This window comes from Cellulomonas sp. P5_C5 (assembly GCF_054049655.1).
The window spans coordinates 118,762-128,634 of the sequence record NZ_JBFULY010000010.1 but is presented as its reverse complement, the minus strand read 5'-3'; the positions used below and the strand labels follow the sequence as shown (position 1 = coordinate 128,634).

The following is a 9,873-nucleotide window of genomic DNA, read 5'->3' as shown; positions in this document are numbered from 1 at the left end:
GTCGCTGCGGACCTCGGGGCGAAGCAGGTCTTCATCCGGCCGCACTGCCCCTGGCAGAACGGCAAGGTGGAGCGCCTGAACCGCACCCTGCAGACCGAGTGGGCCTACCGGCAGGTCTTCACCAGCAACGCCGAACGTACCGCCGCCCTTGCCCCCTGGCTCGAGCACTACAACACTCGACGACGCCACAGCGCCCTCGGAGGCCTCCCACCGATCAGCCGACTGTCACCAACGTGACGGCCGAGTACATCTAGGCGGTCTGCTGGAGGAACTGCTCGAGCACGTCGATCGAGGCGGCTGCGTCGGCGTCGTCGTCGGCCGTGGCCAGCACGACCTCGTCGCCGGACCCGACGCCCAGCGTCATGATCGCGAGGATCGACGCCGTCGCGACGGGCGTCCCGCCGGTCTTCGCGATGGTGACCTTCGCGGGGAGCCTGCCGGCCGCCGCGACGAACTGGGCGGCGGGGCGCGCGTGCAGCCCCTCGGGAAGTGCGACGACGACGGAACGCTGCATGGCCTGCCTCCTGGGCGGGTCGACGGTGACCTCACCGACCCTACTGGTCTAGACCATGTTCGCGCGAGCGCTTGTGGGAGACTCGTGCCGCTGCGGGCTCGTCCCGCACGGGAGGGCTGTCTGAGCGGCCGAAAGAGACGGTCTTGAAAACCGTTGGAGCGGGACAACCCCGTTCTCGTGGGTTCGAATCCCACGCCCTCCGCCCCGTGGCGAACGCTGGTCAGCGCGGAACGGGCTCAGCCGTTGGTCGGACGACGTTCGACGCCACGGACGGCGCACGGTGCCCGGCCCGGGCGACCACCAGGGCCGCGACGCCCAGGGTCAGCACCAGGGGCGAGCCGATCTCGAGCGCGCGCAGCAGGCTCGAGCTCGTCGCGAGGGCGCCGATGCCGAGCGCGGCAGCCGCCTGGAGGACGTAGGCGACGACGTAGGCCGCGGACAGCACGGCAGCACGGTGGTGCACCGGCGCGCTCGCGGTCACCAGACCGAGGCCGCCGGAGAACAGGAGGCTGTATCCCGCGCCCGCGACGACCGACGAGGCGAGGAAGAGCGGCAGCGAGTGGGCCAGCCCGGCGCCGATCAGCAGGGCGAGTCCGAGGGCTGCGGCAGGTGGCCCGACCGTCACGGCGGTGCGCGGAGCCAGCCGCCGGGCGAGCACCGCGACGACGCCGATGACGACCGCGGAGACGGAGATGATCGCGCCGCCGACGAAGGCGTCGTCCGAGCGCACGAGGTCCCGGGCGATCTGGGCGCCGAGCGCCAGGAAGATCGCGCCCATCGCGTATGCCCCGCTGACCGCGAGCGTGCCGGCGACGAACGGCGCGCGGGCGTCGCGCGGGACGTGGGGCCTGCGCGGGCGCCAAGGGCCCGCGGTCTCGTCGCGCGTGTGCCGGGGGAGCAGCCAGACCAGGGCGGCGCTCACGGCGGTGACGACGACGAGCACCCAGAACGTGAGGTGCGTGGGCCACGGCCCGTACTGCACGAGCGCGCCGCCCACGAGCGTGGCGAGCGCGAGGCCCGTGGCCGTCGCCGCGGTCGTGGCCGAGCTCGCCCGCGCCTGCTGACCGGGGCTGCTGAACTCGATCATGGCCGCCGTGGCGGGGCTCAGCGAGAGGCCGACGCCGACGCCCATCAGTGCGCGCCCGACGAGCACCCAGGCGAGGTCCGGGGCGAGCCCGAACGCGAGCGCCCCGAGCCCGAGCGCGGCGAGGCCGTAGAGCATGGTGGCGCGGCGGCCGATGACGTCGGACAGGTTGCCGAACAGGACGAGGACCGGGACGAGCACCAGCGGGTAGACCGCGAAGATCAGGGTCGTCGTCGCCGGCGTCAGGCCCCACTCGTGGGCGTAGAGCGGGTAGACGACGGTCGGGGCACCGCTGGCCCAGAGGGCGAGGCCGGCGACGAGAGCGGCCGTCCAGAAGCCTGCGCGGCGATCGAGCTGGGGCACGTCGTCTCCCGAGGACTGAGTAGGTTCGGCCAACCTAGCACTCTGACTAGGTTTCGCCAATGCAGGACGGTAGGATCGTCGTCGTGACCCGCTCGCTCACCGCCGTCGACAGCCGCTGCTCGATCGCCCGCGGCCTCGAGATCCTCGGCCAGAAGTGGACCCTGCTGATCGTTCGCGAGGCCTTCAAGGGTCGGACCCGCTTCGCGGAGTTCCGCGAGCGTCTCGGGATAGCGCCGGACGTGCTCGCCGACCGCCTGAACGCCCTGGTCGAGCACGGCATCCTCGAGCGCCGCGCCTACCGCGAGGCCGGGGAGCGCGAGCGCGAGGAGTACGTGCTGACCGACGCGGGCCGCGATCTCGCACCGGTCCTGGTCGCGATCCGCGACTGGGGCGACGAGCACCGGCCCACGGGCTTCGGTCCCGCGGCGCTCCCGGTCGAGGCGGCCACCGGGCAGTCGGTGCGGATGGCGTTCCTCACGGACGACGGGCGTGAGGTGCAGGCGCGCGACGTGGGGCTCGTGCGCGGACCGGGAGCCGAGCGCTTCTAGCGCCGGACGCCTGCTCGCCGGAGCGCGGACGCGCCGAGCGGGTGAGTCTTCCCAGAACCTGGGTATCGGAGGGTCCGGCCGATGGGTCGACGCGCTAGACGTCCCGGCGCAGGTACGCCCACGCCAGCACGGCGCAAAGGACACCGTTCACCAGGCCGACGAGCACGTCCGTCGGGTGGTGCATCCCGCGGTAGAGGCGCGCCGTCGCGACCGCGAAGGGGACGAGCAGGCAGAGCACCGTCAGGCCCCACCGCAGCCACGGCCGGGTGATCCGCTGGCACAGTAGGGCGAGCGACACGTAGAGCGCCGCCGAGGCGCTGGTGTGCCCGCTCGGGAACGCCGTGGTCGGTGGCGAGTCGTCCAGCAGACCCACGTCCGGGCGTTCCCGGCCGACGAGCAGCGACGACGTGAAGAAGAGGACCGCCTGCAGCCCGATCGCGATCGCCGGCACCACAGCCAGCCACCACTGCCGGGTCCGCCACCAGAACACCGCGACCACGAGCACACACACGGCGATGACGAACTGGGTCTGCCCGAAGTCCGACAGCACCAGCGTGAGGGTGTTGAGGCCTGCGGTACGGCGCGCCTCGAACCACCGGTCGACGCCGGTCTCGGCTGGGAAGTCACCGAGCGGCCCGACGATCAGGAGCCCGATGCCGACCATGACCAGCCACCAGAGCGCGGCGGGGAAGAGCGCCCGCCTCGCGAGGTCACGGCACGCCGACCCGAACGTGGGGGCGGACCTGTCGAGCTCGTAGCGGTGCACGAACGTGTGGACGGAGCCGTGGCTCGTCGTCTCGCCGACCAGCAGGGTCATGAGGGTCCTTGTGTCGTGGGCCGTGGTCCCCAGCCCTGGTAGCCGATCGCGGAGGCGCCGACGATCGCGGTGCCGAGCAGCACGCCCGCGACCACGTCGGACGGGTGGTGCACGCCGAGCAGGACGCGGTCGGCGGCGGTGACGAGCGTGACGGTGCCGGCGACGACCGGGACGGCGACCCGGCCGCGTGGCCCGAGCAGCGGCCAGAGGAGCAGCGTGGTCGTCAGGGCCGCGGCGGCGGTGTTCATCGCGTGGCCGGAGGGGAAGCTCGACCCGGGTGCGTGCTCGAGAGCGTCCTCCACCACGGGCCGCGCCCGCTGGACGAGCCCCTTGGCGCCGGCCTGGATCGCCCACGCGACCATGACCGTGAGGAACGCCCACAGCGCGCGGGTCGGCAGGCCGTGCCGCCGCCAGAGCCGCAGGCAGACCAGCCCCACGGCCAGGTTGACCCAGATCGGCCTGAGCAGCTCCTGCCACACCGCGAGCGCGTGGACGAGCCCGGGGTGCTCGCGGGTGAACGAGGTCGCGACGACGACCGTCTCCTCGTCGAACCGCGACAGCCCCGGTGCCTCCGCGCGGACGAGGTAGGCGAGGAGGGCGACGGGCACCGACACTGCCGCCCCGAACGCGACGGCCCGCAGGAGGGCACGGCGACGCACCGGGGGCTGAGGCATCCCCGCAGGTTAGGAGACCGTGGCGTTCTCGGCTCGCTGGGCGGTCGTCGGGTGGTGGACGTCACCCGGTCGTGGTCGGCGCGCGGGCTCTGGCGGGCGCTCGCTCCGGCGCCCGCCTAGGCTCTCGGCGTGCCCCGACGCCATGTCCAGCTGCACGCCCGCCCGCCGCAGGAGGCGCAGGGGGAGGCTGTCGACGTGCTCGTGCGGCGCGGCCTCGACGACCTGCGTGTCGAGCTGGGTGTGCCGGCGCAGTTCCCGCCCGACGTGATCGCCGAGGCGGAGGCTGCCGCGGCCCGGGCACCCGACGGCGAGCGCTCCGACGCCACGGACGTCCCGTTCGTGACCATCGACCCCGAGGGCTCGAAGGACCTGGACCAGGCGGTCCACATCGAGCGGCGAGGCGACGGGTTCCGGGTGCGGTACGCGATCGCCGACGTCGCCGCGTGGGTGTCCCCGGGCGGGGCGATCGACGACGAGGCGCGCGAGCGCGTCGAGACCCTGTACGCGCCGGACGGCCGGACCCCGCTGCACCCGCCGCTGCTGTCGGAGGGCGTCGCGAGCCTGCTGCCGGACCAGGTGACGCCGGCGCTGCTGTGGACGATCGACCTCGGTGCCGACGGTGAACCGGTGGAGGTCGACGTCCGCCGCGCATCTGTACAGAGCCGCGCGCAGCTGACGTACACGGGCGCCCAGGCCGCGCTCGACGACGGCACCGCGGACGAGACCCTCCAGCTCCTGCGGGAGGTGGGCGTGCTCCGGGAGGCGGCGGAGAAGGCGCGCGGCGGGATCACGCTGCCGACGCCGGAGCAGGTGGTCGAGCAGGGTGCCGACGGCGTGTGGACCCTCGGCAGCCGCGCGACGCTCCCGGTCGAGGAGTGGAACGCGCAGATCTCGTTGCTCACCGGCATGTGTGCCGCACGGATCATGCTCGACGGCCGCATCGGCATCGTGCGGACCCTCCCCGACGCGGACCCGCGCGACGTCGAACGGCTCCGGCTCTCCGCGCACGCGCTGGGGGTGCCGTGGCCCGAGGGCGCGACCCCCGGCGACCTCATCCGTGACCTCGACGCCGCGAACCCGGCGCACGCGGCCCTGCTCACCGACGCGACCTCGCTCCTGCGCGGCGCGGCGTACGTCGCGTTCGACGGCGAGCTGCCGACGTTCACCATGCACGCCGCCATCGCCGCGCCCTACGCCCACACGACCGCGCCCCTGCGGCGGCTCGTGGACCGGTTCGTCGGCGAGACGTGCCTCGCCCTGTGCGCCGGCCGGCCGGTGCCGGACTGGGTGCGCGACGCGCTGCCGGAGCTGCCGGGCCTCATGGCGTCGGGCGACAAGCACGCCGCCGAGTACGAGCGCGGCTGCCTGGACCTGGTGGAGGCGGCGCTGCTGACCGGGCGGGAGGGCGAGGTGTTCGACGCCGCGATCGTCGACGTCCGCGCGGACCGCGACTCCGGGGTGGTGCAGCTGCGCGACCCGGCGGTCCGCGGTCGCATCGAGGGAGCGTCCCTGCCGCTGGGCGAGGACGTGCGCGTGCGCCTGACCGAGGCGTCCGTGACGCAGCGCAAGGTGCTGTTCGAGCTGGCTCAGGCCGACTCGGCCTCGTCCTCGGGCACACCGAAGTCCTCGGGCGCTCCGAACCTCGACCGCAGGTAGCCGGCGTAGCCGCCGGGCGCCCGGCCGGCGAGCCGCCCGGAGGTGAGCACGTCGGCGGCGTCCGTCGCGACGACGCGTGCACCCGACGCGACCAGGGCGGCCACCAGGTCGACGTCCTCGTGCACGGGCCGGTCGGGGAAGCCGCCCGCCCGCAGGTACGCGTCGGCCCGCACGCCCAGGTTCGCGCCGTGCACGTGCCCGTTCGGGCGGCCGGGGACGCGGGTCGCCCGCCAGGCGGCGTGCTGGGTCGGCGTGAGGTCGGCGGGGTCGGGCCGTACGGTGCCGACGACGACGTCGGCCCCCGCGTCGGCCAGGCGGACCTGCTCGAGGATCCAGCCCTCGGGGACGACGGAGTCGGCATCGGTGCTGGCCAGCCACGTCCCGCCGTGGTCGGTGGTCGACCGGACGAGGGCGTCGCGCACCCCAGCGCCGCGTGCGGCGCCGACGCAGCCCTCGTCGAGGTCCACGATCCGCACGTCGAGGTGACCGAGCGCGACCGACCGGGTGCCGTCCGTGCACCGGTCGAGCACGAGGACGAGGTCGACGGTCAGGTCGGGCAGCACCGCACGCGCCGCCTGCCGGGCGGCCTGCAGCGCGCCGAGGCACCGGCCGACCAGCACCTCCTCGTCGCGCGCCGGGACGACGACCACGACGTGCTCGATGCGCGGCCTCATGCCAGACCTGTCCGCTGCGCCACCGACCGCGGGTCGTCGCTGTAGACGTCGAGCAGCAGGTCCTTCTCGCGGTGCTCGGCCAGGAGCGTGAGGTCGGTGGTCCGGCGCAGCACGCGGTGCACCTCGTCGCCGGTCAGCGGGTACGCCTCGACGGGGTGGCGCCAGTGGCAGACCAGGAGGGTGGCGCCCGGGGCGAGGCGGGTGCGCAGGCCGGCGAGGAGGCGGTCGAGGGTCGGGCGGTCGAGGTAGTACCCGACCTCCGACAGGACCACGAGGTCGAACGACCCGGCCGGAATCGCGTCCGCCACGTCGGCGACCTGGACGCGCACGTGCGGCAGACCGGTGAGGCGACGACGGGCCCGCTCCACCGCGGCCGTGGACACGTCGACGGCGAGCAGGTTGTCCGCGCGCTGCGCGAGCTCCGCGGTCAGCACGCCGATCCCGCAGCCGACCTCCAGGACGTCCCGGTACCTCCGGTCCGGGAGCGCGGCCAGCGTCAGCGCACGCTTGCGCTCCTCGTACCACCGGTCCGTGTACCCCCAGGGGTCGTCGTGCCGGCCGTAGGTCGCGTCGAAGAACTCGCCGGTCAGGGTGGGCCGGGCGGGTTCCTGCGCGACGACCACCTCGACGTCCCGGTCGAACATCCGCAGGAACGCGGGGTGCAGCGTCGGTGCGTCGTGCGGGTCCGGGGACAGCGGCGTGACCTGCGTGGCGTGCGCGGCGACGGCGCGGTGCTTGCGGACCACGGACCGGTCCGCCAGCTCGACCACGCGGAGCCGGTCCCACGGCACCCGGGGGTCGTCCGGGGTGGCCCAGTGCCAGAGCCAGAGCGGGTACTCCAGCAGGGTGCAGCCGAGCTCGTCGGCCAGGGCCGCGCAGACCTCGCCCACGATCCGGTGGTCGCGGTGACCGTCCCCGCGCCACGTCGCGACGAGCTGGTCGACGGGGGGACCGTCGACCAGCAGCGCCCGCAGGTCGTCCTCGATCGCGTCGCGGACCTCGCGCAGCCCGCCGTCCGGGTGCCCGAGCATCGTGATCGTCGAGGCGGGGGACAGGACGTGCACCGCCTCGACGACCTCCGCCCAGCGGCGTCCCGCGAGGGCGTCGGCATCGAGCGTCGGCGACCCGGGGTGGGAGGCGCCGCCGTCGGAGACGATCACCACCTCGGCCGGGTGACCGGCGTCGGCCAGCTCCGCCAGGATGCCGCCGGCGCCCAGCGTCTCGTCGTCGGGGTGCGCGGCGACGACCACCGTGCGGCCCGTCCGCCGCAGCGCGAGGGCGGGGAGGTCGCGGAACCGGGGGTCGGCTGACCAGGTCGCCGCGGGCGTCCCCGGCGCCCGTCCGTCGAAGGTCACCACGGCGCGGCCTCCGACGCGAGCGCCCGGCCCAGGGACGCGTCGTCGCGCTCGGCGTGCTGCTGGCGCACGTAGACCTGCAGGTCGGCGACACGCTTGGCGTGCTCGGTCTCGAGCGCCAGGGGAGCGGGACCGAGGGCGTGCGCCGCGCGCGCGAGGACGTCCTCGCAGACCTCCGCGACCGTCGCGCGGACCCGCTTGGCCAGGACACGGCCCTGCGCGGCGTCGAGCGCACCGGTGTCGACGAGGGTCGCGGCCTCCGCGAGCGCGCGCCGGGCGTCCTCGAGCCGCCGGTCGACCGCGCCGAGGTGCATCGCGAGCAGCGGGTCGTCGCGCTGGGCCGCCTCGGCGTGCACCCGCCGGCCGAGGCCGACCGCGCCCCCGAACCAGCAGGCAGCGACGCCGATGCCGCCCCACCAGAACCCGGGGCGCTCCAGGTACCAGCCGGGAGCGCCGACGGGCGTCACGGCGACGTCGTCGAACGCGACGGCCGTGCTGGGGATCTCGGCGAGCCCGCGCGACGCCCACGCCTGGTCGAGCAGCCGGACCCCCGGATCGTGCAGGTCGACGGCGAACAGCGCCCGCTCGCCGCCGGCCAGGTGGGCCGTGACCAGGGCGGCGTCGAGCACGCCGGCCAGCGAGCACCACGGCTTGGTCCCGTCCAGCCGCCAGCCGTCGCCGTCGTCGACCGCATCCAGCCGCATGCCCGGACCCTCGGCCGCGAACACACCCCACGCGCGGCGGTCGCGGTCCGGCACACCGGCCTGGGCCAGGATCGCCCGCGCGTCCAGGTGCGGCTCCACCGCGCGCGCGACGCCGAGGTCCGTGGCGCCGAGGGTCGCGAGCAGCTCCCACAGCTCCCGGGTCGCGCCCCGGCCCGGCAGCAGGTGGTCCGGCCAGGAGGTGCGCAGGGCGTCCTCGACCGTCCGGGGCAGGTCCGGGGACGGGCTGCTCGCACGGAACGGCAGCAGGCGCACGGCGTCGTCGACCATCGTCGTCTCTCCAGAGGCCGCACCTCGGACCGCTGCTGGATCCGTCGTCCCAGATCATCACCGCGACCCGCCGGACGCGCGACCTGGGACGACACCCGTGCGCGGACGCGGGCCCGCGTGGCAAGGTCGGAGCGTGCACCCGAGCGCCCGACCGGTCCGATGAGCGAGCTCGACGAGGTCGTCGACGACCTCTACTCCGGGCCGCCCGCGGAGTTCATCGCACGGCGCGACGCCGCGGTCAGGGCAGCCCGGGCGGACAAGGACCGCGAGCTGGCCGGCGCCATCGGTGAGCTGCGCAAGCCCACCGTCTCCGCCTGGCTGGTCAACCTCCTGGTGCGCGACGACGCCGCCCTCGCCGGGCAGATCGTCGCCCTCGGCGAAGGGCTGCGCGACGCCGAGAAGTCGCTGGACGGTCCCGCCCTGCGCGAGCTGTCGAAGCAGCGCCGCCAGCTGGTCCGCTCGCTCGTCGCACGCGCGCGCAAGCTGGCGCAGCCGACCGGGCAGAAGATCGGCGACGCCGTCGTGCAGGAGCTCGACGCCACCCTCACGGCCGCGCTCGCCGACCCGGCCGTCGCCCGCGAGGTGGTCTCCGGCCGGCTGACCGCCGCGCGCGAGTACGCCGGGTTCGGCAGCGCGGACGCGTCGGACGGCTCGACGCCCACGCCTGCGCCGGCGCCCAGATCGCCCAAGCCGTCCAAGCCGTCGCCTGCGCGCGGGAAGCTCCGGCTGGTCGGGGAGTCGGAGCGGGCCGAGCCGACGGGCGAGTCCGCCGCGGAGCGCGACCGTCGTCGCCGCCGCGAGGAGCGCGAGCAGCGGGCCCGCGACGAGGCGCAGGCCGCCTGGGAGCAGGCGGACCGAGCGGCGACCGAGGCGCGGCGCCGCCATGACGCCGCGGTGACCGCCCGCGACGAGAGCGCCGCCGAGGTCACGCGCGCCGAGGAGGCTGCCGCCCGCGCCCACGAGGAGGAGGACGACCTGGTGCGCGCGCTCGCGGAGGCCCGCCGCAGGCTTGCCGCCGCCGGGAAGGCCGCCGCGGTCGCGGACAAGGAGGTCGGCACCGCGCAGCAGACCCTCCGGGCCGACGAGCGCGAGCTCACGACCGCGGAACGCGAGCTCCACCGCGCCGAGCGCGCACGCGACTCGGCGGCGACCGCACGCGAGGCGACGGCGTCGTCGGACGGCTGACCTGTCAGAGG

The 9,873-nt window shown here is 75.2% G+C and carries 11 protein-coding genes and 1 tRNA gene; 5 read left to right on the top strand and 7 right to left on the bottom strand.

Features of this window, described 5'->3' with window-relative positions:
* A partial coding sequence (locus ACXJKF_RS11490; RefSeq protein ID WP_456786023.1) for an integrase core domain-containing protein occupies positions 1–237 on the top strand: 237 nt, incomplete at its 5' end.
* Positions 238–250: 13 nt separating this feature from the next.
* Here ACXJKF_RS11490 and ACXJKF_RS11485 read toward each other — a convergent pair.
* Positions 251–514 (bottom strand): HPr family phosphocarrier protein, encoded by a 264-nt coding sequence (locus ACXJKF_RS11485; RefSeq protein WP_055916496.1) that lies wholly within the window; start codon positions 512–514, stop codon positions 251–253.
* A gap of 110 nt (positions 515–624) precedes the next feature.
* On the opposite strand from ACXJKF_RS11485, the gene ACXJKF_RS11480 reads away from it, so the two are divergent.
* Positions 625–716 (top strand) — tRNA-Ser (locus tag ACXJKF_RS11480).
* Positions 717–734: 18 nt separating this feature from the next.
* On the opposite strand, the gene ACXJKF_RS11475 is transcribed toward ACXJKF_RS11480, so the two are convergent.
* On the bottom strand, positions 735–1,961 hold the full coding sequence (locus ACXJKF_RS11475; RefSeq protein ID WP_456787846.1) for an MFS transporter: 1,227 nt from the start codon (positions 1,959–1,961) through the stop codon (positions 735–737).
* Positions 1,962–2,044: 83 nt separating this feature from the next.
* On the opposite strand from ACXJKF_RS11475, the gene ACXJKF_RS11470 reads away from it, so the two are divergent.
* Complete coding sequence (locus ACXJKF_RS11470) at positions 2,045–2,509, top strand: winged helix-turn-helix transcriptional regulator (RefSeq protein ID WP_456787845.1); 465 nt, start codon at positions 2,045–2,047, stop codon at positions 2,507–2,509.
* A gap of 94 nt (positions 2,510–2,603) precedes the next feature.
* Here the strand turns inward: ACXJKF_RS11470 and ACXJKF_RS11465 are convergent, their stop codons facing one another.
* Positions 2,604–3,326 carry a phosphatase PAP2 family protein gene (locus tag ACXJKF_RS11465; RefSeq protein ID WP_456787844.1) on the bottom strand — a complete coding sequence of 241 codons (723 nt, stop codon included), beginning with the start codon at positions 3,324–3,326 and terminating at the stop codon, positions 2,604–2,606.
* Complete coding sequence (locus tag ACXJKF_RS11460; protein ID WP_456787843.1) at positions 3,323–4,000, bottom strand: phosphatase PAP2 family protein; 678 nt, start codon at positions 3,998–4,000, stop codon at positions 3,323–3,325. Before ACXJKF_RS11460 ends, ACXJKF_RS11465 begins: the two co-directional genes overlap by 4 nt.
* A gap of 129 nt (positions 4,001–4,129) precedes the next feature.
* On the opposite strand from ACXJKF_RS11460, the gene ACXJKF_RS11455 reads away from it, so the two are divergent.
* The gene (locus ACXJKF_RS11455) at positions 4,130–5,656 is read left to right on the top strand and encodes an RNB domain-containing ribonuclease (RefSeq protein WP_456787842.1); all 1,527 of its coding nucleotides are present in this window, start codon (positions 4,130–4,132) and stop codon (positions 5,654–5,656) included.
* On the opposite strand, the gene ACXJKF_RS11450 is transcribed toward ACXJKF_RS11455, so the two are convergent.
* From ACXJKF_RS11450 to ACXJKF_RS11440, 3 genes are read right to left on the bottom strand one after another with little or no spacing between them, the layout of a single operon-like run.
* Complete coding sequence (locus tag ACXJKF_RS11450) at positions 5,587–6,330, bottom strand: glycosyltransferase (protein WP_456787841.1); 744 nt, start codon at positions 6,328–6,330, stop codon at positions 5,587–5,589. The two genes, ACXJKF_RS11455 and ACXJKF_RS11450, sit on opposite strands and share 70 nt — an antisense overlap.
* Complete coding sequence (locus ACXJKF_RS11445; RefSeq protein WP_456787840.1) at positions 6,327–7,688, bottom strand: PIG-L family deacetylase; 1,362 nt, start codon at positions 7,686–7,688, stop codon at positions 6,327–6,329. The genes ACXJKF_RS11450 and ACXJKF_RS11445 overlap by 4 nt, the downstream gene beginning before the upstream one ends.
* Positions 7,682–8,677: an acyl-CoA dehydrogenase family protein gene (locus ACXJKF_RS11440; protein ID WP_456787839.1), complete on the bottom strand. Its 996-nt coding sequence runs from the start codon at positions 8,675–8,677 to the stop codon at positions 7,682–7,684. The genes ACXJKF_RS11445 and ACXJKF_RS11440 overlap by 7 nt, the downstream gene beginning before the upstream one ends.
* Before the next feature lie 159 nt (positions 8,678–8,836).
* Between ACXJKF_RS11440 and ACXJKF_RS11435 the strand changes: the two genes are divergently transcribed.
* Complete coding sequence (locus ACXJKF_RS11435) at positions 8,837–9,862, top strand: hypothetical protein (RefSeq protein WP_456787838.1); 1,026 nt, start codon at positions 8,837–8,839, stop codon at positions 9,860–9,862.
* The last annotated feature ends 11 nt before the right edge of the window (positions 9,863–9,873 follow it).

What these genes read in the sequence shown, in the direction of transcription:
- ACXJKF_RS11440 (WP_456787839.1), bottom strand. Translation starts at nt 8,677, where the DNA reads ATGGTCGACGACGCCGTGCGCCTGCTGCCGTTCCGTGCGAGCAGCCCG.
- ACXJKF_RS11450 (WP_456787841.1), bottom strand. Translation starts at nt 6,330, where the DNA reads ATGAGGCCGCGCATCGAGCACGTCGTGGTCGTCGTCCCGGCGCGCGAC.
- ACXJKF_RS11460 (WP_456787843.1), bottom strand. Translation starts at nt 4,000, where the DNA reads ATGCCTCAGCCCCCGGTGCGTCGCCGTGCCCTCCTGCGGGCCGTCGCG.
- ACXJKF_RS11485 (WP_055916496.1), bottom strand. Translation starts at nt 514, where the DNA reads ATGCAGCGTTCCGTCGTCGTCGCACTTCCCGAGGGGCTGCACGCGCGC.
- ACXJKF_RS11435 (WP_456787838.1), top strand. Translation starts at nt 8,837, where the DNA reads ATGAGCGAGCTCGACGAGGTCGTCGACGACCTCTACTCCGGGCCGCCC.
- ACXJKF_RS11465 (WP_456787844.1), bottom strand. Translation starts at nt 3,326, where the DNA reads ATGACCCTGCTGGTCGGCGAGACGACGAGCCACGGCTCCGTCCACACG.